General features: G+C 69.7%; 16 protein-coding genes. 7 read left to right on the forward strand and 9 right to left on the reverse strand.

Translation table 11 applies throughout. The annotated features are described in order from the left end of the window. Positions 1 to 18: 18 nt before the first annotated feature. Positions 19 to 1,515 carry an MDR family MFS transporter gene (locus H7U32_RS00785; RefSeq protein ID WP_204467164.1) on the forward strand — a complete coding sequence of 499 codons (1,497 nt, stop codon included), beginning with the start codon at positions 19 to 21 and terminating at the stop codon, positions 1,513 to 1,515. A 27-nt stretch (positions 1,516 to 1,542) separates the two neighbouring features. Here the strand turns inward: H7U32_RS00785 and H7U32_RS00790 are convergent, their stop codons facing one another. The 7 genes from H7U32_RS00790 to purF all read right to left on the reverse strand — a co-directional run bounded on the left by H7U32_RS00790 (position 1,543) and on the right by purF (position 9,398). Beyond that, complete coding sequence (locus tag H7U32_RS00790) at positions 1,543 to 1,911, reverse strand: metallopeptidase family protein (protein ID WP_204467165.1); 369 nt, start codon at positions 1,909 to 1,911, stop codon at positions 1,543 to 1,545. Beyond that, positions 1,908 to 2,702: a hypothetical protein gene (locus H7U32_RS00795; protein ID WP_239457399.1), complete on the reverse strand. Its 795-nt coding sequence runs from the start codon at positions 2,700 to 2,702 to the stop codon at positions 1,908 to 1,910. Before H7U32_RS00795 ends, H7U32_RS00790 begins: the two co-directional genes overlap by 4 nt. A 268-nt stretch (positions 2,703 to 2,970) precedes the next feature. Continuing rightward, a complete protein-coding gene (locus H7U32_RS00800) occupies positions 2,971 to 4,398 on the reverse strand; it encodes an aldehyde dehydrogenase family protein (RefSeq protein ID WP_204467167.1) in 1,428 nt (475 codons plus the stop codon). Continuing rightward, positions 4,395 to 5,267 (reverse strand): SDR family oxidoreductase, encoded by an 873-nt coding sequence (locus tag H7U32_RS00805; protein ID WP_204467169.1) that lies wholly within the window; start codon positions 5,265 to 5,267, stop codon positions 4,395 to 4,397. The genes H7U32_RS00800 and H7U32_RS00805 overlap by 4 nt, the downstream gene beginning before the upstream one ends. Before the next feature lie 158 nt (positions 5,268 to 5,425). Beyond that, on the reverse strand, positions 5,426 to 6,709 hold the full coding sequence (gene purD, locus H7U32_RS00810) for a phosphoribosylamine--glycine ligase (protein ID WP_204467171.1): 1,284 nt from the start codon (positions 6,707 to 6,709) through the stop codon (positions 5,426 to 5,428). 94 nt (positions 6,710 to 6,803) lie between these two features. Next, on the reverse strand, positions 6,804 to 7,844 hold the full coding sequence (gene purM / locus H7U32_RS00815; protein WP_204467172.1) for a phosphoribosylformylglycinamidine cyclo-ligase: 1,041 nt from the start codon (positions 7,842 to 7,844) through the stop codon (positions 6,804 to 6,806). A 54-nt stretch (positions 7,845 to 7,898) separates the two neighbouring features. Continuing rightward, a complete protein-coding gene (gene purF, locus H7U32_RS00820; RefSeq protein ID WP_204467174.1) occupies positions 7,899 to 9,398 on the reverse strand; it encodes an amidophosphoribosyltransferase in 1,500 nt (499 codons plus the stop codon). Between the two features lie 370 nt (positions 9,399 to 9,768). Between purF and ileS the strand changes: the two genes are divergently transcribed. Together ileS and H7U32_RS00830 are read left to right on the forward strand one after the other, a co-directional pair. Next, positions 9,769 to 13,083, forward strand: a complete 3,315-nt coding sequence (gene ileS / locus H7U32_RS00825) for a mupirocin-resistant isoleucine--tRNA ligase (RefSeq protein ID WP_204467176.1) — start codon at positions 9,769 to 9,771, stop codon at positions 13,081 to 13,083. Positions 13,084 to 13,140: 57 nt separating this feature from the next. Beyond that, entirely contained in the window at positions 13,141 to 15,360 is a 2,220-nt protein-coding gene (locus H7U32_RS00830) for an elongation factor G (RefSeq protein WP_204467178.1), read from the forward strand. Positions 15,361 to 15,382: 22 nt separating this feature from the next. Here the strand turns inward: H7U32_RS00830 and H7U32_RS00835 are convergent, their stop codons facing one another. Beyond that, positions 15,383 to 16,072, reverse strand: coding sequence for a vitamin K epoxide reductase family protein (locus H7U32_RS00835; RefSeq protein WP_204467180.1), 690 nt, complete (start codon positions 16,070 to 16,072; stop codon positions 15,383 to 15,385). Positions 16,073 to 16,122: 50 nt separating this feature from the next. Here H7U32_RS00835 and H7U32_RS00840 point away from each other — a divergent pair, with 50 nt between their 5' ends. Then, positions 16,123 to 17,016 (forward strand): PHP domain-containing protein, encoded by an 894-nt coding sequence (locus tag H7U32_RS00840; protein WP_204467375.1) that lies wholly within the window; start codon positions 16,123 to 16,125, stop codon positions 17,014 to 17,016. Positions 17,017 to 17,043: 27 nt separating this feature from the next. On the opposite strand, the gene H7U32_RS00845 is transcribed toward H7U32_RS00840, so the two are convergent. After that, entirely contained in the window at positions 17,044 to 17,499 is a 456-nt protein-coding gene (locus tag H7U32_RS00845) for a hypothetical protein (protein WP_204467182.1), read from the reverse strand. 191 nt (positions 17,500 to 17,690) lie between these two features. Between H7U32_RS00845 and H7U32_RS00850 the strand changes: the two genes are divergently transcribed. From H7U32_RS00850 to ftsZ, 3 genes are all read left to right on the forward strand, one after another. Next, a complete protein-coding gene (locus H7U32_RS00850; RefSeq protein WP_204467184.1) occupies positions 17,691 to 19,166 on the forward strand; it encodes a glycine--tRNA ligase in 1,476 nt (491 codons plus the stop codon). 170 nt (positions 19,167 to 19,336) lie between these two features. Beyond that, positions 19,337 to 20,557 (forward strand): tRNA dihydrouridine synthase DusB, encoded by a 1,221-nt coding sequence (dusB, locus tag H7U32_RS00855; RefSeq protein WP_440201415.1) that lies wholly within the window; start codon positions 19,337 to 19,339, stop codon positions 20,555 to 20,557. Positions 20,558 to 20,681: 124 nt separating this feature from the next. After that, positions 20,682 to 21,923, forward strand: coding sequence for a cell division protein FtsZ (gene ftsZ, locus H7U32_RS00860; protein ID WP_204467187.1), 1,242 nt, complete (start codon positions 20,682 to 20,684; stop codon positions 21,921 to 21,923). The last annotated feature ends 7 nt before the right edge of the window (positions 21,924 to 21,930 follow it).

The following is a 21,930-nucleotide window of genomic DNA, read 5'->3' on the forward strand; positions in this document are numbered from 1 at the left end:
AGGAAACGGAACCCACCCATGCCTGGCACCACTCCCGCAACCCCAGGACGCCCCGGCGTCCCGGCCGACGACCGCATCCCTGCCAAACTCATCGGCGCCATCGTCGCCGTCGGCGCCCTCTCCTTCATCGGCATCCTCACCGAAACCGTGATGACGGTGCTCTTCCCCGAACTCATGCGCGAGTTCGGCGTGGACACGGCCACCGTGCAATGGGTGACCACCATCTACCTGCTCACCGTGGCCGCAACCATGCCGGTCTCTTCCTTCCTCAAGCGCCGCTTCCGGCTCAAGTCGCTGTTCCTGGCGGCCGTGGCCCTGGCCATCGCCGGCTCGGCCATCATGATCGTGGCACCGGCGTTCCCGCTGCTCATCGTGGCGCGCGTGATCCAGGGCATGGGTTCGGGCATCGCCACCCCGCTTATGATGAACATTATCCTCGAACAGTCGCCGCGTTCGAAGATCGGGCGACTCATGGGCGTCGGCTCCCTCGTCATCACCGTGGCCCCGGCCATCGGCCCCACCGTCGGCGGCGCCGTGACCAGCGTGCTGCCGTGGCGGGCCATCTACGTCATCGTCGTCCCCATCGTGCTGGTGGCCTGCGTGGTCGGCTGCAAATGCATCGAACAGAAAAGCCCCACCGAGGCCGCCTACCTCGACCCGCTGCAGCTCGGTGCCATCGTGCTCGCGCTCGTCGGCATGGTGCTGGGCCTCAACCAAGCCGGCGTGGCCGTGAGCGCCGCCGTGGCCGGCCATCCCTCGCGCACCGCCACCGCCGTGGCCATCGCCGCGTTCGCGGTCGGCGTGGCCGCGCTCGTTGGCTTCGCCCTGCTCACCAAGCGCGCGTTCTCGCCGTTGCTGCGCCTGGGGATCCTGCGCGACCCGGTGGTGCTGTTGCATCTGGTGGCCTACCTCATCATGCCGATCGTGTCCATCGGCTTCGGCTACGTGGTCACTAACGTGGCCCAGCTGGCCTTGGGCGCCAACGCCTTCCTCGCCGGCGCGCTCGTGCTGCCCGGCGCGCTCATCGGCGCCGTGTGCGCGCCCATCGGCGGCTGGCTGTACGACCGCTTCGGCGCCACGCTGCCGGTGCTCGTCCCCTTTGCCGTGGCCACGCTCGGCCCGGTGCTGCTTGCCGTGTTCGCGCTGGACCTGACGCCCGCCACGCTCGCCGTGTTCTACTTCATCTTCGGCTTCAGCTTCGCGATGGGCAACGCCAACGTGATGACCAGCGCGCTGAGCGAGCTGCCGCACGAGCTCACCCCGGACGGCAACGCCATCTTCAACACCTCGCTGCAGTTCGGCGGCGCCGCGGGCACCGCCCTGTTCTCCACGCTCATCGCCATCGCCCAGGCCGGCCACGGCGCGGAGGGCAGCCCCGAATTCATGCATGCCACGGCCGTGGGCGGCCAGTGGACCTTCGTCACCATGGTGGTGATCTGCGTGGTCAGCTGGGTGGCGCTGTGCTGCGCGTTCCGCCTGCGCGCCCGCCGCCGGGCCGCGACTCGCGCCATGTGAGGCGACGACGGGCGAAGGCGCCGCGCGTCAGTAGCCGTGGGCGTGCAGATAGTCGTCGTCGAAGCCGAAGTAATGGCCGATCTCATGGATGACGGTTCTGCGGATCTGCTCCACCATTTGCGCGCGCGTGGCGCAGATCCGCTCATGCGGCCCTTGGAAGATGGTGATGACATCCGGCATCACGCCGCCGTAGCCGGTGGTGCGTTGCGGCAGCGGCACGCCCTCGTACAGGCCGAGCAGTTCGCTTCCGCCGCAGGCCAGGGTGCCCAGCTCGCGCGCGGTGGGCTCGGGGGCGACGGCCACGCCCACGTTGTCGAGTACGCCGCGGAAACGTTCCGGGATGCCGGCCAGCGCCTTCTCCACCGTGCCGGCGAACTCGTCCTCGGTCATCTTCATCGGGCGGACTCCAAAGCCTCGGTTCGGGCCTCGGTTTCGGTCTCAGCGCGCCTGCGGTGGGGGATGAGGCGGCTTAGCCACGTCCTGCGGCCGCGGTTCCTCACGTACAGGTAGCCGAACACGCAGAACACGAACGCGCCGATGAAGTTGACGATGAGGTCCTGCATCGTGTCGATGAGACCGATGTCGAGATAGCCGCCCAGCCCCAGGTCCCGGCCGTTGACGGCCACCTCCGTGATGCCGCGGATGGCGGTGGGGGTGTTGCCGCCGGTCGGGCCGAGCAGCACCGAGCTGATGGAGTGGACCACCGTGTCCTTCTGCATGTCGAAGCCGAAGAGCATGTCCATCGTGAATTCGAAGAACTCCCACAGCACGCCGATCGTCATCGAGAAGCAGAACGACATCATCGCCACGTACAACGGCGACAGATGCGACTCGACCCACGCCGAGCGGTTGAGGATGTCGATGAGCGAGAATCCGATCGCGGCCGCGATGAATCCGTTCAACGTGTGCAGGATCGTATCCCAGAACGGGAAGATGACGTAGAAGGCGCTGATCTCGCCCAGGATCTCCGAGGCGAACACGAACACCAGCAGGATGATCTCCAGCACATCCGGCAGCTCCACCTGGAAGCGCACCTGCACGAAGCTGGGCGCGATGAGCATGAGCAGCGTGGCGACGCACAGCGCGACGTTCTCGTAGTTGCCGTTGAGGAACTGCAGCACCATCGTCACGATGACCAGCAGCCGCAGCGTCACATACACCACGAAGGTGCTCCGATGTTCGCGCATCTGCGCGCGCAGCTCCTCGTGGAACTCCCTGCGGCGGGCGCGGCGGTCCGCCTTGCGCTTCGCCCTCGGCGGGCGCGACGTGGCCCGCGTCGCATCGTGGGTACGCTCGGGGGAGCGGGGCGCGTCCGCGCCGGAGGAACCGGTCTGCTGCAAATCGTCCGTCATGGCACCTTCCTGGAAAACGGTCGGAGGCCATCCTACCAACCGGCGGTGCCACCGGCCCTGCCCGGCCCTGTCCGGGCCCCGCGGCCCGGACAGGGCCAACCGGTCAGCTGAGCTTGGCGAGCACCCGGACCAGCCGCTCCCGGAGCTTGGTGAACGGCGGGTACACCAGCCGCAGCGTGTCCGGGAACAACGGCTTGTCCACCACGGTCTTGGTGTGGCTGAACACGCGGAAGCCCTCGCGCCCGTGGTAGGCGCCCATCCCGGAGAAACCGACGCCGCCGAACGGCAGACGGCTGGAGATGAGATGGCCCAGCGGCAGGCCGTAGCCCAGCGCCCCCGAACTCGTGTCCCGCTCGAAGCGGCGGCGCACCTCGCGCGAATGCGAGAACACGTAGGCGGCGAGCGGATGGGAGCGCGCGTTGATGAACGCGATCGCCTCGTCCACATCGCGCACGATGACCACCGGCAGGATCGGGCCGAAGATCTCCTCGCCCATCACCGGCGCGTCCGGCGGCGTGCCCAGGAACACGGTGGGCGCCACATAGCGCTCGGCGCGGTCGGTCTCGCCGCCGCACACCAGCTGCCCGGCGCCTTCCATAAGCCCGGTCACCCGCTGGAAGTGACGGTCGTTGACGATGCGTGCGAAATCCGGCGACCGCCGCGGATCCTCCCCGTAGAATTCGGTGACGGCCACCGCGATGCGCCGCGCGAGCATCTCGGCCACCCCCGGCGTGGCGAGCACATAGTCCGGCGCCACGCAGGTCTGGCCGGCGTTCGTGAACTTGCCCCACGCGATGCGCCGGGCCGCGGTGTTGAGGTCCACCGTGTCGTCCACGAAGCACGGCGACTTGCCGCCGAGCTCCAGCGTCACTGGCGTCAGATGCCGCGCCGCCGCCTCCATGACGATGCGTCCGACCCGTCCGCCGCCGGTGTAGAAGATATGGTCGAAGGGCTGCTCGAGCAGGGCCGTCGTCTCCTCCGGTCCGCCCTGCACGACCGCGAAGGCCTCCGGGTCGAGGTAGTCGGCCACGAGCCGGGCGATAAGCGCCGAGGTGGCGGGGGAGAGCTCGGAGGGTTTGAGGCACACCGCGTTGCCGGCGGCGATCGCGTCCGCCAACGGCTCCAGGCTCAGCAGCACCGGGTAGTTCCACGGCGAGATGATAAGCGCCACGCCCTTCGGCTCGTCCAGCGTCCATGCGAACGCCGGCTGGAGCAACCAGTGCATCGGCTTGGGTTTGCGCGCCGACCAGCCGGCCATGCGCCGGCGCACGAAGCGGGCCTCGTCCATCACCAGGTCGATCTCCATAAGCAGCGTCTCCGCCGCCGGTTTGCCCAGGTCAGCCCGCACCGCGTCCTCCAGCGCGCCGCGGTTCTCGCCGAGCATGCGGCGCAGCGCGGTCAGCTGGCTGCGCCGCCATGCCAGGGATTTGGTGCGGCCGGATGCGAAGGTGGCGCGCAGGCGCTCCGCCACCGCACGCGGGTCGGCGGCGGAGCGCGCCGCGTCCGGGGATGCCGTGGTGCCCCCGCTCATCGCGCGTCCCTCCTTCCGGTGAAATGGTCCATGCCCTCGTTGAGACCGAACAACGAGTAGATCGGGTCGGCCACCTTCGGCGGCAGCGCCGCCACCAGTCCGGCGACGGCGGCGAACGGCGGCATGATGAGCCGTTCGCGCCCCTTGGCCACCGCCTCGACGATGCGGTCCGCCACGGCCTCCTCCTTGAGGATCGGCAGCAGCAGCGGGAAGCGGGTGGTCACGCCCTCAAACATGCCGGTGTCGATGTAATAGGGGCAGACGAGCAGCGTGCGGATGGTGGAGCCGGCTTTCTTGAGCTCGCTGCGCAGCGCGTTGGTGAAGCCGACGGCCGCGAACTTGCTGGCCGCGTAGTCGGTCTGGCCGGCCACCGCGACGATGCCCGCCGCGGAGGCGACGGTGACGATGGCGGCGCGCCGGCGGCGGCGCAGCTCGGGCAGGAACGCCTTCGTGGTCCAGTACAGGCTCAGCGCGTTCACCTCGAAGGTGCGGCGGATCTGCCGTTCGGTGAGCTCCTCGAACGGGGCGCCGGAGACGATGCCGGCGTTGTTGATGAGCACGTTCACCTTGCCGAGCGCCGCAAGTGTGCGTCCGGCCGCCTCGCGCACTGCGGCGGGGTCGGTCACGTCCACGGTCAGCGCGATGGCGCGCGGCGCGCCCTGCGCGGCCGGGCCGAGCGCCTGCCGCGCCTCCTGCTCGGCCATGTCGACGGTGGTCTGCGCCGCCTGCCCGTCGATGTCCCAGACGGCGACGCGGCCGCCTTCCCTGGCGACGCGCAGGGCCATGAGCCGTCCGATGCCGCTGCCGGCGCCGGTGACGACCACCGACGCCCCCTCGAAGTAACGGTGGGTGCGTTGCTGCGTGTGCATGGTGCCTCCTTGCGTCTCGGGCGCGCGGCGCCTTCCCCGGTGCCGTCCGTGCGGTTGGCGCCCATTGTACCCGCCGCACGGGCATGCCGCTTCGCGCCCGGATACGACGACGGGCGTCTCCCCGGGATGGGGAGGCGCCCGTCGGACGGACCGGACCGTCAGGCCTCGCCGCCGGAGGCGGCCAGCGCCTTGGCGCCGATGTCATGGCGGTAGAACATGCCGGTGACGTCGAGCCCGTCGAGGATGCCGTACACCTTGTCCTGCGCGGCCTTGATGGTCGGCGCGGACACCTCCACGAAGAGCACGCGGCCGGAGCTGGCCACCAGCTCGCCCGGCTCCTGGCCGGCGGCCACGCCCGCGTAATACACATGCGCGTCATCGTCCACCGGGATGTCGGGCACATGCGCGCCCTTGACCACGTCGGTCGGGTAGCCGTCGGAGGCGAGCACCACGCCCAGGGTGGCGCCGTCGGCGGCCCACGTGAAGTCCGGGGTGCCGCCGTCGAGGATGGCCTTGATGCCGGCGCCCAGGTCGCTGGTCAGCCGCGGCAGCACGACCTCGGTCTCCGGGTCGCCGAAGCGGGCGTTGAACTCGATGACCTTCGGGCCGTCCGCGGTGGCGATAAGGCCCGCGTACAGGATGCCGGTGAACGGCGTGCCCTCCTCGGCCATCGCCTCCACAGTCGGGCGGACGATGGTGTCGACCGCGGCGCGGACCACGTCCTCGCCGATCTGCGGCACCGGGCTGTAGGCGCCCATGCCGCCGGTGTTCGGGCCCTTGTCGCCGTCGTAGGCGCGCTTGTGGTCCTGGGAGATCGGCATCGGCCAGAAGTCGGTGCCGTTGACGAAGCTCATCAGGGAGAACTCCTGGCCCTCCAGGAAGTCCTCGACGACCACCTTGGCGCCGGCGGAACCGAAGCGGTGGTCGACGAAGATGTCCTCCAGCGCCGCGTCGGCGGTCTCGACGTCCATCGCCACGGTGACGCCCTTGCCGGCGGCCAGGCCGTCGGCCTTGATGACGATCGGCGCGCCGTGCTCGGCCACATAGGCCTTGGCGGACGCCAGGTCTTCGAAGGTGCGGTAGGCGGCGGTCGGGATGCCGTGGCGCTCCATGAGCCGCTTGGCGAAGTCCTTGGAGCCTTCGATCTGGGCGGCGGCCTTCGACGGGCCGAAGGCCGGGATGCCGGCGGCCTGGAAGTCGTCGACGATGCCTTCGATCAGAGGGACCTCCGGGCCGACGAACACCCAGTCGTAGCCGTTGTCCTTGACGAAGTCGATGAGCGCCGCGTGGTTCGATTCGCTCAGCCGCGTGGTCTTGATGCCGTCCTTCTCCATGCCCGGGTTGCCGGGGGCGACGGTGACCTGCTCGACGGAGCCGCCCCTGAGCAGCGCGTGGGCGATGGCGTGCTCGCGTGCGCCCGAGCCGATGACCAGAACCTTCATGATGTCTGTGCCTTCCGTTGATGGGATGCCGGCGACGCCGGCCTGAAAACCTGGGACGGGGCCGCGGCCGGTCATGGCCGCGGCCCCGTCACGCTCACTGATGCAGCTGGACGCGGGTGCCGTCCACATCCTTGACGATGGAACCGATGGTGTGGTGGACCTCCTGCTCCGCGTCGAGGATGGCCTCGACCTCGGCCACCTTCTCCGGAGCGACGACAAGCACCATGCCGATGCCCATGTTGAAGATGTTGTACATCTCCTTGTGATCGACGCCGCCCAGACGCTCGAGCATCTGGAAGATCGGCGGCACCTGCCAGGAGGAGATGTCGAAGGAGGCGGCCAGGCCCTCGGGGATGATGCGCGGCACCTTCTCCACGAACGCGCCGCCGGTGATGTGCGCCACGCCGTGGAGCAGCTGGTCGCCGGCGAACAGGGGCTTGAGGGCCTTGGCGTAGATGCGCGTGGGCTTGAGGATCTCCTCGCCCAGCGTCTCACCGCCCAGCTCCTCGGGGCGGTCGTCCACGGACATGTGGTGGTCCTTGAACAGGATCTTGCGCACCAGCGAGTAGCCGTTGGAGTGGATGCCGGAGGACGGCAGGCCGATGAGCACGTCGCCCTCGGCGATCGCCGAGCCGTCGATGATCCTCGACTTCTCGGCCACGCCCACGGTGAAGCCGGCCAGGTCGTACTCGTCCGGAGTGTACATGTCCGGCATTTCGGCGGTCTCGCCGCCCACGAGCGCGGCGCCGGCCTGCACGCAGCCGTCGGCCACGCCCTTGACGACCTGCTCGAGCAGGGCCGGGTCGTTCTTGCCGCAGGCAATGTAGTCGAGGAAGAACAGCGGCTCGGCGCCCTGGGCGAGGATGTCGTTGACACACATGGCCACGCAGTCCTGGCCGATGGTGTCGTGCTTGTTCATCATCTTGGCGACCATGAGCTTGGTGCCGACGCCGTCGGTGCCGGAGATGAGCACCGGCTCCCGGTAGCCGAGCAGGGACAGGTCGAACAGGCCGCCGAAGCCGCCGATGCCGCCGGCGCCGGGGCGGGCGGTGCGGGCCACGTGGCTCTGGATGCGATTGACGACCTCATAACCGGCTTCGACGCTGACGCCAGCGTTCTCATAGGCTGTGGGCATGGGGACCTTGGACCTTTCTTGGGTGCTTGATGGATTGGTGTTGCGGTGCGCGCCTCATTCGGCGCTCGTGTACTCGTTGCCGGCGTACTCGCTCTGCTCGCGGGCGAAGCGCGGCAGGCGCACGCGGTCCTCGGGGGTGAGCGAGTCGAGGAACTCCTGCTCGTAGTCGTCGAGCGCGGTCGGGTAGTCGCCGTTGAAGTAGGCGACGCACAGGCCGCCGTAGGGGGCGGCCGCGTTGAGTCCGATCGATTCGATGAGGCCGTCCAGGGACAGGAAGGCGAGCGAGTCGGCGCCGATGTAGTCGCGGATCTCCTCCACGCTTTTCTTCGCGGCGATGAGCTCCTTGGTGGTGGAGATGTCGATGCCGTAGAAGCACGGGTACTTCAGCGGCGGCGAGCTGATGCGCATATGCACCTCGGCCGCGCCGGCCTCCTTGAGCAGCTGCACGATGCGCCGGGAGGTGGTGCCGCGCACGATGGAATCGTCGATGACCACGACGCGCTTGCCCTTGACCACGCCGCGCACGGCGGAGAGCTTCATGCGCACGCCCTGCTCGCGCAGCTCCTGCGTGGGCTGGATGAACGTGCGGGCCACGTACTGGTTCTTGATCAGACCCATCTCGTTGGGCAGCCCGGAGGCCTCGGCGTAGCCGGAGGCGGCGGACAGCGAGGAGTTCGGCACACCGATGACCATATCCGCGTCCACCGGCGATTCGGCGGCCAGGCGGGCGCCCATGCGCTTGCGCGCGGAATGCACGTTCACGCCGTAGATGTCCGAGTCAGGGCGCGCGAAGTAGATGAACTCCATCGAGCAGATGGCCAGCTGCGTCTTCTCCGTGTACTGCACGATCCGGTAGCCGTGGTCGTTGACCACCACGATCTCGCCCGGGCGGATGTTGCGCACCAGCTCGGCGCCGACGATGTCCAGCGCGCAGGTCTCGGAGGTGAGCACATACGCGCCGTTCTTCATCCGGCCCAAGCTCAGCGGGCGGAAGCCGTTGGGATCGAGGGCGCCGATCATCGCGTCCTCGGTCATGAGCAGGTAGGCGAAGCCGCCGTGGACGGTGTTCAGCGCCTCCTTGAGCTTGTCCATGAAGGTGGGCTTGCCGGAGCGGCGGATGAGGTGCATGAGCACCTCGGTGTCGGAGTTCGAATGGAAGATGGCGCCCTCGTCCTCGAGGTCGCGGCGCAGCGTCACGCAGTTGGTGAGGTTGCCGTTGTGGCACAGGGCCACGTCGCCGTCATGGAAGCGGAAGATGAAAGGCTGGATGTTGTCCGTCGACCCGGAGCCGGAGGTCGCGTACCGCACGTGGCCGATCGCGCGGTCGCCCTTCAGGCGCGTGATCTCGCGTTCGTCGGAGAAGACCTGGGTCAGCAGGCCGAGCCCGCGGTGGCCGATGAGCGTGCCGCCGTCGTTGGACACGATGCCGGCGCCCTCCTGGCCGCGGTGCTGCAGCGCATGCAGTCCGAAATACGTGAGCCGGGCCGCGTCCGGGTGCCCCCAGACGCCGAAAATGCCACACTCCTCATGGATGTCCTCGAGTTCAGCCGACAAAGCCAAAGCTCCTTTACGCACAGGGGGATTTGCTACCCGTCAACCCTACCAACCAACCCTTACAAGCCACGCCGCCCCGGGTGGCGCCCGGGGAGCGGGCGGCGGCGGGCGGCGTTCCGGCGGCGGTGCTATAGTCGGCGTCGAATCGCGCATCGATCCGTCATCAGCGGGGAGCGCTCGGAAGAACAGGACGGCCGCGCCACGGCTCGGCGGTCCCCAGTAGAACCGACGGGACCGGCCCGACACAGCCGGACAGGACGAAGCGGTCGCGCGCCTTAGCGCGCGGCAAGCGAGGTGGTACCGCGGCGCCGGGCAGCAACCGGGCGTCGTCCTCGTGGCAAGCAACCGACGCTACACGAGGAGAACAGCGGTGAGCAACAAGTTCCCGAAGGCGGCCTGCGACCCCAGCCTTGAGCAGGTGACCCCGAACCCCAGCTTCCCGGACCTCGAGGTGAAGACCCTCGGGTACTGGGACGAGGACAAGACCTTCCAGAAGTCCATCGAACGCCGCCCGTCCGGCGACCACAGCCAGAACGAGTTCGTGTTCTTCGACGGCCCGCCCTTCGCCAACGGCCTGCCGCACTACGGCCATCTGCTCACCGGTTACGCCAAGGACGTGATCCCGCGCTACCAGACGATGAAGGGGCGCAAGGTCAACCGCGTGTTCGGCTGGGACACCCACGGCCTGCCCGCCGAGCTGGAGGCGCAGAAGGAGCTTGGCATCGACTCGGTGGACGAGATCCACCAGATGGGCATCGAGAAGTTCAACGCCGCCTGCCGCGCCAGCGTGCTCAAGTACACCAAGGAATGGCAGGAGTACGTGCACCGCCAGGCCCGCTGGGTGGACTTCGAGCACGGCTACAAGACCCTCGACATCCCGTACATGGAGTCGGTGATGTGGGCCTTCAAGCAGCTGTACGACAAGGGCCTGGCCTACAAGGGCTACCGCGTGCTGCCGTACTGCCCGAAGGACCAGACGCCGCTTTCGGCCCACGAGCTCAGGATGGACGCGGACGTCTACCAGGACCGCCAGGACACCACAGTCTCCGTGGCCGTCAAGCTCAAGGACGAGGAGGACGCCTACGCCGTCTTCTGGACCACCACGCCGTGGACCGTGCCCACGAACTTCGCGATCGTGGTCGGCGCGGACATCGACTACGTCGAGGTGCGCCCCACGCAGGGCCGGTTCGCCGGCAAGAAGTTCTACTTCGCCAAGGCCCTGGTCGGCTCCTACGCCAAGGAGCTCGGCGAGGACTACGAGGTGGTGCGCGAGCTCAAGGGCTCGGACATGGTCGGCTGGCGCTACTGGCCGGTCTTCCCGTACTTCGCCGACGACGCGGCCACCGCAGAGGGCGGCGTGCCCGGCCCGAACGCCTACCAGATCTTCACCGCCGACTACGTGGACACCACCGAGGGCACCGGCCTGGTGCACCAGGCGCCCTACGGCGAGGACGATATGACCACGCTCAACAAGCACGGCATCGCCTCGACGGACGTGCTCGACGACGGCTGCGTGTTCACCTCGCAGTGCCCCGACTATGAGGGCATGTACGTGTTCGACGCGAACCTGCCGATCCTGCGCAACCTGCGCGCCGGCGACGGCCCGCTGGCCCGCATCCCCGAGGAGCGCCGCGCGATCCTCTTCCAGGAGAAGAGCTACGTGCACTCCTACCCGCACTGCTGGCGCTGTGCCACGCCGCTGATCTACAAGCCGGTGTCCAGCTGGTTCGTGGCGGTCACCAAGATCAAGGACCGTCTGCTCGAGCTCAATCAGGAGATCAACTGGATCCCCGGCAACGTCAAGGACGGCCAGTTCGGCAAGTGGCTCGCCAACGCACGCGACTGGTCGATCTCCCGCAACCGCTTCTGGGGCTCGCCGATCCCGGTGTGGGTGTCCGACGACCCGAAGCACCCGCGCGTGGACGTGTACGGCTCCTTGGAGGAGCTCAAGCGCGACTTCGGCGACTACCCGCGCGACGAGCACGGCGAGATCAACATGCACCGGCCGTACATCGACCAGCTCACCCGGCCCAACCCGGACGACCCGACCGGCAAGTCCACGATGCGGCGCATCAGCGACGTGCTCGACTGCTGGTTCGAGTCCGGCTCCATGCCCTTCGCGCAGTTCCACTACCCCTTCGAGAACAAGGAGTACTTCGAGCAGCACTTCCCGTGCGACTACATCGTCGAGTACATCGGCCAGACGCGCGGCTGGTTCTACACGCTGCACATCATGGCCACCGCCCTGTTCGACAAGCCGGCGTTCAAGAACGTGATCTGCCACGGCATCGTGCTCGGCTCCGACGGCCAGAAGATGTCCAAGCACCTGCGCAACTACCCGGACGTCAACGGCGTGTTCGACGAGTACGGCTCCGACGCGATGCGCTGGTTCCTCATGAGCTCGCCGATCCTCAGGGGCGGCAACCTCATCGTCACCGCCGGCGGCATCCGCGACACGGTGCGCCAGGTCATGCTGCCGCTGTGGAGCTCCTACTACTTCTTCACGCTGTACGCCAACGCCGCCAACGGCGGCGCCGGCTTCGACGCGCGCCACGTGCGCGCCGACGAGGTCGCCTCCCTGCCCGAGATGGACCGCTACCTGCTGGCCCGCCTGCGCCGTCTGGTGGAGTCCGTCGAGCACGACCTCGACGACTTCGCGATCTCCGACGCCTGCGGCGCCGTGGGCGATTTCATCGACGTGCTCACCAACTGGTACATCCGCAACACGCGCGACCGCTTCTGGAACGAGGACGCCGCCGCCTTCAACACGCTGTACACCGCGCTCGAGGTGCTCAGCCGCGTCATGGCGCCGCTCGCCCCGATGGAGGCCGAGACGATCTGGCGCGGCCTGACGGGCGGGGAGTCGGTGCATCTGGCCGACTGGCCGTTCCTTCAGGACCAGAAGACCGGCGAGCCCACCGAGCTGGGCCGCACGCTGGCGGCGGACGACGCGCTCGTCGCCGCGATGGAGAAGGTGCGCGAGGTCGTCTCCTCCGCCCTGTCCCTGCGCAAGGGCGCCAAGATCCGCGTGCGCCAGCCGCTGGCCCGGCTCACCGTGGTGGTCGAGGACCCGGCCGCCGTGGCCGCCTACGCGGACCTGCTCAAGAACGAGCTCAACGTCAAGGACATCGAGTTCACCACGCTCGAGGACGCCGGCTCCCGCGGCCTGCGGATCATCAACGAGCTGCGCGTCAACGCGCGTGTGGCCGGCAAGCGCCTGCGCGGCGGGGTCCAGTCCGCCATCAAGGCCTCCAAGTCCGGCGCCTGGCATCTCGGCGCCGACGGCGCGCCCGTGGTGGAGACCGCGGACGGCGAGGTGACGCTCCAGGACGGCGAGTACGAGCTCATCAACCGCGTGGAGGAGGAGAACGCGGCCGACGCCGCCGCCTCCGTGTCCTGCGCGCTGCCCACCGGCGGCTTCGCGATCCTCGACACCGCGCTCACGCCGCGGCTCGAGGCCGAGGGCTATGCGCGCGACGCCATCCGCGCCGTGCAGGACGCCCGCAAGGACGCCGGCCTCGACATCGCCGATCGCATCGCGCTCACGCTCACCGTGCCCGCCGCCGACGCGCCCAAGGCCGAGGAGTTCCGCGACCTCATCGCGCATGAGACCCTCGCCGCCACGCTGGACATCGTCGCCTCCGGCGAGGCGACGGAGCTCGGCGTGCAGCTGGCCAAGGCCTGAGCCCCGCCGCGGCGCCGGTTCGCCGGCGCCGCGGCACGCCACCTTGCGAGGAGGGATATGAAGCACATCGTCGCCGGCATCGTCGCCCATGTGGACGCCGGCAAAACCACGCTGTCCGAGGCGATGCTCTACCTGGGCGGCGGCGTGCGCCGGCTCGGCCGCGTCGACCACGGCGACGCCTTCCTCGACACCGAATCCCTGGAGAAGCAGCGCGGCATCACGATCCACGCCCACCAGGCGCGCGTGGTCATCGGCCAGGGCGAAGACGGCGGGGCCACCGAGCTCACGCTGCTCGACACCCCCGGCCACGTCGACTTCGCGGCCGAAACCGAACGCGTGCTGCGCGTGCTCGACTACGCCATCCTCGTCGTCTCCGGCACCGACGGCGTGCAGGGGCACACCGAGACGCTGTGGCGGCTCCTGGCCCGCTACCAGGTGCCGGTGTTCGTGTTCGTCAACAAATGCGACGCCGCCGGCTTCGACCGGCAGGCGGTGATGGCGCAGCTGCGCCGGCGCCTGTCCGACGCCGCGATGGATTTCACCGCGATGCCCGGCGTGGCCGACGGCTGCGGCGACGCCATGCTCGAGGACCTCGCCACGTTGGACGAGTCCGCGATGGAGGATTACCTGCGCACCGGGACGCTGGACGCCGACCGGGTGCGCGCGATGGTCGCCGGGCGCCGCGTCTTCCCGGTGTTCTTCGGCTCGGCGCTCAGACTGGACGGCGTGGACGGCCTCATGGCCGGCCTGGCCGCCTACACGCGCGAACGCACTTGGCCGGCCGAATTCGGCGCGCGCGTGTACAAAGTGTCGCACGACGCGCAGCACAACCGCCTCACCTGGCTGCGCGTGACCGGAGGCACGCTCAACGCCAAGGCGGTGCTGACCGCCTCCACCGCCCCGGCGGACGGGCAGGCCGCCCCGGAGCCGGCGTGGCGGGAGAAAAGCGACCAGGTGCGCGTCTACAACGGCGCGAAACACGACATCGTCCAGACCGTCCCCGCGGGCGGCGTCTGCGCCGTCACCGGGCTCACCCACACCTATCCCGGCGAAGGCCTCGGCGCCGAAGCCGACGCGGAGGCGCCGTCGCTGCAGCCGGTGCTCACCTACACGGTGCTGCCGCCCGACGCGGCCGATGCGGCCAGCGCTGCCAGCGAGGCCGACGCCGGCGACACCGAGGACGGGGAAGGCGCGGCAGCCGCGCCCCGGCCGGCCTTCGACGACCTGACACGGCACCAGGTGCTGGCCGCGCTGCGCGAGCTGGAAGACGAGGAGCCGCTGCTCCACGTCGCCTGGATCGAACGGCTGCAGGAGATCCATGTGCAGCCGATGGGCGCCGTGCAGCTCGAGGTCATCCAGCAGACGCTGCGCGAGCGCTTCGGCCTTGACGTCGGATTCGGCCCCGGCGGCATCCTGTACCGCGAGACCGTCACCGCGCCGATCGAAGGCGTCGGCCATTTCGAACCGCTGCGGCATTACGCCGAGGCGCATATCCTCATCGAACCGGGGGAGCCCGGCAGCGGGGTGACGGTCGCCTCGGCCGTCTCCGGTGACGACCTGGTCCGCAACTGGCAGCGGCTCATCCTGACGCACCTGAGCGAGAAGGAGCATCTCGGCACGCTGATCGGCGCGCCGATCACCGACGTGCGGCTCACGCTGGTGGCCGGGCGCGCGCACGACAAGCACACCGAGGGCGGCGATTTCCGCCAGGCCACCTACCGCGCCGTGCGACAGGGGCTCATGGAGCTCAGAGCCGGCGTCAGCGGGCATCCCACGGCCGACCAGACGGCGGCCGGGCGGCCCGGCGCGGGCGACGGCGCCGAGGCCGAGGCCGACGACGGCCGGGACGCCGGCGTCGGCGCGTTCGGTCCCTGCCGGTGCCGGGTGCTGGAGCCGTGGTACGCCTTCCGCCTCGAAGTGCCGCAGGACATGCTCGGCCGCGCGATCAGCGACGTGCAGCGCATGTCCGGCAGCTTCGCGCCGCCCGCCATGGACGGCGACTACGCCACCGTGGAAGGTGAATGCCCGGTCTCCGAGATGCGCGACTACGCGACGGACGTCAACGTCTACACGCGCGGCCGCGGCCGCCTCGCCTGCACCTTCGCCGGATACCGGCCCTGCCACGACGAGAACCGGGTGGTCGCCGCCGCCCGCTACGACCCCGCCGCCGACGTGGAGAACACCCCCGATTCGGTGTTCTGCGCCCACGGCGCCGGATACCCCGTCAAGTGGTACCGCGTCCCCGACTTCATGCACCTGCCCTGGGCCGTCGGCTGAGCCCCGGCCGCGCGGCCCGGGCTCACAGGAACAGCGCGGGGCCGTCCTTGACGAGGATGACGGTGGCCACCGCCACGATCCACACCAGGTCCACCATGAGGTCGAAGCCCAACCGGTAATAGGTGCGCAGCCCGGCGGCGCCTCGGCCGGACGGCAGGGCCTGCACGGTGACGGTGGCGTGGGAGAGCGCCATGAACTGGATGGTGGTGGACGCCATAAGCACCAGGCACCACGGGCACAGCGCCTCGATGACGAACAGCGACTGCGAGGTCAGCCAGTACGCGTAGGCGAGCGCCGCCAGGCCGCCCAGCCAGGTGCAGGCGGCGAACCAGCGGGGCACCGCCACCTTCGCCATGCCAATGACCGCGACGGTCACGAACACCGATTCGGCGGCGATGCCGAGGAACGCGTTCGGGTAGGACAGTCCGCCGATCTTGATGATCTCCGCCTGCCAGGATTCCGCCACCGCCGAGCAGGAGAGCGTCGCGTTGATGTCGCAGCCGAGCTTGGACTCGGGATGACGGGCCAGCTGGAGCGTGTCGGCGCTCAGGACCAACGACGCGACCAGCGCCGCGGCCGAGGCGAGCAGCATCACCAGATACGTCCAGACCGCCCCGTGCCGCCAGCCGGCTGGGATGCCGGCGCGGCCGTCCGCGGGGCGCGTGGGGGAGTCGGAGACGATGGACGGGGATGGGGTCTGCGTGTTGCTCATACCCGGCATTCTCCCACAACGGGCGCCGCGCCGCCGCAAAGCCGGTTAGGATAAAGGCCATGACGTGTTACGAGATGCCGGTGGCGCCGCCGTCGCAAGGCTGGGACATCCACTGCCACACCGCCTACTCCGACGGCACCGAGACGCCGGCCGGGATGGTCGCCGAGGCGAAGGCCCTGGGCCTGCACGGCGTGGGCATCGCCGACCACGACACCACCGCCGGCTGGGACGGCGCCGAGGCCGCCGCTCGCGCCGAGGGGATGCCGCTGCTGCGCGGCACCGAAATCACCGCCTGCGACGGCGAGGTGTCCGTGCATATGCTCGGCCTGCAGTACGACCCGACCGACAGGCACGTCGTCGACCTGTTCGCCCGCACCCGCGAGGCTCGCCTACGGCGCACGAAGCGCATGGTGGACCGGTTGGCCGAGGATTTCCCGATCGATTGGGACGCGGTGCTCGCGCAGGTGCGCGAAGGGGCGCGCACCACCGTCGGCCGCCCGCATATCGCCGACGCCCTGGTCGCCGCCGGCGTCTACCCGGACCGTTCCGCCGCGTTCGCCGGCGCGGTGAGCGCCGGCTCGAAGTACTACATCCCCACGCCTTCGCCCACGACCAGCGAAGTCGTCGCCGCCATCGGCGGGGCCGGCGGCGTGACGGTCATCGCCCACGCCGGTGACCCGAGCCGCAACCGCCACCTGCTGTCCGACGGACGCATCGAGGCGCTCGCCCGCGAGGGGCTCGCCGGGCTGGAGGTCTGGCACCGCGGCAACCCGCCCGCCCAGCGCGAGCGCCTGCTCGCCCTGGCCCGCCGGCTGGGCCTGCTCGTCACCGGTGGCTCCGACTGGCATGGCGCCGGCAAACCGAACCGCATGGGCGAATGCCTGACCGACGACGCCACCGTCGCCGAGATCGTCCGCCGCGGCGCCATCCCGCTGGTGGGCTGAGCCCGCCGCCCCGGGACCGGCGCGGGGTCAGCGCGCGTCCGGACCGCCGGGCTGTTCCGGACCGTCGGGCTGTTCCGGACCGTCGGGCTGTTCCGTGGCCTCCGTCGCATCGAGCGGGAAGGCGGCCGCTTCCCGGCAGGCCGCCTCCCAGATCCGTCGGCGCCGCGCCAGCGTGTCCTCCGGCGGGGTCGTGGACAGGACGGTGGCCTTGTCGAGCCTGCCGACGATGCCGTCGAGGCGTTCCTTTACGTCCGCAGGGCTGCGGGCCGTCAGGTCGCCGTGGATCGGGCCCCGGGCGCGCGCCGCCGCGGCGACGCGCGCATCGTCCACCATGCCCCGGACGGCCGCCACCTCGTCGGCCGAGACCGTCGCGGCGTATTCCTCGACCAGCGCGACCAGCAGCCGGCGCAGGTCGAGTCCCTGCATCCCCGCCGCGATCGCCGCCAGCCGCAGCACCCTCGCATCGAATGTCAGATCGACCATCGTATGGTCCGCCCCCTGTCTTCCCTGTGCGCGCAGTCCCCGCGGCGGCGCCCTGAGACCAGCATAGGCGCCGTGGCGGCAGCGGCGCCGGCGGCCTGGTCGGGGCCCGCCGGGGGAGGGGTCTTCAGCGTCCCCGTATCCCGGTATCCTTGCCACGTTGACCCCAAACCGTTCAAACCAGAAGGTGCATTGTGGCTCAGTCCAAACTCGATGAAGTCGTCTCCCTCGCCAAGCGCCGCGGGTTCGTGTTCCCCGCGGGCGAGATCTACGGCGGCACCCGTTCCGCCTGGGACTACGGTCCGCTGGGCGTGGCTCTCAAGGACAACATCAAGCGCGAATGGTGGCGTTCGATGGTCGTGACCCGCCCCGACGTCGTCGGCGTGGACACCTCGATCATCCTGCCGTCCGCCGTGTGGGTCGCCTCCGGCCATGTGAGCGTGTTCAACGATCCGCTCGTCGAGTGCCTCAACTGCCACAAGCGCAACCGCGCCGACAAGCTTGAGGAGTCCTACGCCGAGAAGCACGGCGACCAGCTGCCCGAGCACGGCATGGCCGACATCGTCTGCCCCGACTGCGGCGCCCGTGGCCAGTGGACCGAGCCGCGCGACTTCAACATGATGCTGCGCACCCACCTGGGTCCGGTGGAGGACGAGAACAGCCTGCACTACCTGCGCCCGGAGACCGCCCAGGGCATCTTCGTGGACTTCAAGAACGTGATGACCTCCTCCCGCGAGAAGCCGCCGTTCGGCATCGCCAACATCGGCAAGTCCTTCCGCAACGAGATCACGCCCGGTAACTTCATCTTCCGCACCCGCGAGTTCGAGCAGATGGAGATGGAGTTCTTCGTCGAGCCCGGCACCGACGAGGCCTGGCACCAGTACTGGATCGACGCGCGCACCCAGTGGTACCTGGACCTGGGCGTCAAGCCGGAGAACCTGCGCCACTACGAGCATCCCAAGGAGAAGCTCGCCCACTACTCCAAGCGCACGGTGGACATCGAATACCGCTTCGGCTTCCAGGGCTCCGACTGGGGCGAGCTCGAGGGCGTGGCCAACCGCACCGACTTCGACCTGACGGCCCACGCCAAGCACTCCGGCGAGGACCTGAGCTACTTCAACCAGGCCACCGGCGAGCGGTACATCCCGTACGTCATCGAGCCGGCCGCCGGCCTGACCCGCTCCCTCATGTGCTTCCTCGTGGACGCCTACGACGTGGACGAGGCTCCGAATACCAAGGGCGGCGTGGACAAGCGCACCGTGCTGCGCCTCGACCCGCGCCTGTCCCCGATGAAGGCCGCCGTGCTGCCGCTGAGCAAGAAGCCCGAGCTGCAGACCATCGCGCAGAACCTGGCGAACGACCTGCGCCAGAACGAGTGGATGATCGACTATGACGAGTCCGGCGCCATCGGCCGCCGCTACCGCCGCCAGGACGAGATCGGCACCCCGCTGTGCATCACCGTCGACTTCGACACCATCGACGACCAGGCCGTCACGATCCGCGAGCGCGACACCATGGCCCAGGAGCGCGTGAGCCTGGACCAGGTGGCCGACTACGTGGCCAAGCGCATCGGCGAGAAGCGCGTGGCCGTGCCGCTCAAGCCCGAGTCGATGGGCGGCGCCGCCTGGCCGGATTCCGTGCACATCCAGGAGGCCGGCGGCCTGTACTGACGGCCGTTGGCCGCAGGGGACGGCAGCGACGCCCGGCCGGGCCGCTGCCGTCCCGTCATGTTCCGGGCCGGCCCTGCGCCGGCGCGGAACGCCGACGACACCAGACGACGACGGGGGATGACGTGACGAACAGCGACGAGGATGTGATCGACGTGCGCGGGGACGGCCGCGTGGGGGAGAACCCGTGCTCCCCAGTCCGCCGGACGGACGGGGACGGCGGCGAGGCCGCCGCACCGGAACCCGTCGCGCTGCCGCCGGTGCGCCTGGGGCGCATCACGGTGCCGACGCCGGTGGTGCTTTCCCCGATGGCCGGCGTGACCAACTGGCCGTTCCGCGTGCTGTGCGAGGAATACGGTCCCGACGGCCTGTACGTGGCCGAGATGGTCACCGCTCGCGCCCTCGTGGCCCGCAACCCCAAGGCGCTGCGCCTGTGCCGCTTCGCGCCCACCGAGCGTGTGCGCTCCCTGCAGCTGTACGGCGTGAACCCCTCGATCACCGCCCAGGCCGCCCGCATCGTGGTGGACGGGGGCATGGCCGACCATGTGGACCTCAACTTCGGCTGCCCGGTGCCCAAGGTCACGCGCCGCGGCGGCGGCTCCGCCCTGCCGTGGAAAACCGACCTGTTCGCCGAGCTCATCCGCCGTGTGGTCGAGGTGTGCGAGCCGGCGGGCATCCCCGTCACCGCGAAGATCCGCGTCGGCATCGACCACGGGCACGAGACCTTCCTCGAGGCCGGGCGCATCGCCCAGGAGGAGGGCTGCGCGGCCGTGACGCTGCACGCCCGCACCACTGCCGAATACTACGGCGGCCACTCCGACTGGAGCCGCATCGGCGAGCTCAAGGCCGCCCTGGACGTGCCGGTCTTCGGCAACGGCGACATCTGGGGCGCGGACGACGCGCTGGCGATGGTGCGGCAGACCGGCTGCGACGGCGTGGCCATCGGACGCGGCTGCCAAGGCCGTCCCTGGCTGTTCGCGGACCTCAAGCACGCCTTCGCCGGCTCGCCGGAGCGCACGGACCCCACGCTGGGCGAAGTGTGCGCGGTGATCCGCCGCCACGCCCGCCTGCTCGTCGAGTTCTACGACGGCGACGAACGCATGGCCGTGCACGACCTGCGCAAACATGTGGCCTGGTATCTCAAGGGCTTCCCGGTGGGCGGCTCCACGCGCAAGGCCTTCATGGAATGCGAAAGCCTGGCGGACGTGGACCGCGAATGCGGGCGACTGGACCCGTCCGTGCGCTTGCCCAGCCGGGTGGCGGACAAGCCGCGCGGCCGCGTGCGCTTCGCCAAGAAAGTGCATCTGCCGTACGGGTGGCTGGACTCGCGCACCACCACCCCCGCCGAACGCGAGGCGCTGTTCGGCGACGACCCGATGGACGCCAGCTACTGAGACAGTGGCCACATGAGGTCCAGAAAATGAACAAACCGCGGTACACGTTCGGCGAATGTCCGCCCGGCGTGTCCGCCATGCGCTATCCTTGGGCGTAACCGTGAAGTGTGGACAGGAGACTATGGTGAGCGAGATCACCCAGACGGAGTTCAACGACAAGACCAACATCAAGGTCGTGGGCGTGGGCGGAGCCGGCGGCAACGCCGTCAACCGCATGATCGCCGAGGGATTGCAGAACGTGGAGTTCGTGGCCGTGAATACGGACGCCAAGGATCTGCTCCGCTCCGACGCTGACGTGAAGATCGCCCTGTCCGACAACTCCTCCCGTGGCCTGGGCGCGGGGGCCGACCCGGAGAAGGGCGCCAAGGCCGCCCAGGACCATCAGTCCGACATCGAGGAGGCCGTCAAGGGCGCCGACATGGTCTTCGTGACCTGCGGCGAGGGCGGCGGCACCGGCACCGGCGCCAGCCCGATCGTCGCGCGCGCCGCCCATCAGCAGGGCGCCCTCACCATCGCGGTCGTCACCCGTCCGTTCACTTTCGAGGGCCCGCAGCGCGCCGCCAGCGCCGAGTTCGGCATCGACAACCTGCGCAAGGAGGTCGACGCCCTCATCGTCATTCCCAACGACCGCCTCCTGGAGCTGTCGGACCGCACCATCACGATCATGGACGCCTTCAAAACCGCCGACACGGCGCTGCTGTCCGGCGTGCAGGGCATCACCGACCTCATCACGTCCAACTCCTACATCCACGTCGACTTCGCCGACGTCACCGCCATCCTGCGCGGCGCCGGCACCGCCCTGTTCGGCATCGGCTCCGCCCGCGGCGAGGACCGCGCCACCCAAGCCGCCGAACTGGCCATCAGCTCCCCGTTGCTCGAGGAGAGCATCGAAGGCGCCCACGGCGCGCTCATCAACATCGCCGGTCCGACCGACATCGGCCTGCAGGAGGCCTCCGCCGCCGTCGAACTGGTGCGCAAGGCCATCCATCCCGAGGCCCAGATCATCTGGGGCCTTGCCCTCGACGACGCCTACGGCGACGAGGTGCGCGTCACCGTCATCGCCGCCGGATTCGACACCACGAGCAAGAAGACCGGCGCAGTGGAGGACCTCTCCGCCGCCCAGCCGGAAGCCCGCCACGCCGCGCCCGCCGCCCAGCCCGCCGCCCCGGCCGCGCAGCCGGCGCCCGCCGCCGATGCCCCCGGCCAGGCGGACCAGACCGGCGCGATGAACACCGTCCCGGCGGTCAAGCCGCTGGAGTCCTTCGCTCCCGCCTCGGGCGCCGCCACGTCCCAGCCGTTCCCGGAGGTCCCCTCCACCCAGTACGGCATGAACGACCCGCTCGACATCCCGGACTTCCTGCGCTGACGAAAGG

This window comes from Bifidobacterium pullorum subsp. saeculare, assembly GCF_016899725.1.
Taxonomy (GTDB): Bacteria; Actinomycetota; Actinomycetes; order Actinomycetales; family Bifidobacteriaceae; genus Bifidobacterium; species Bifidobacterium pullorum_C.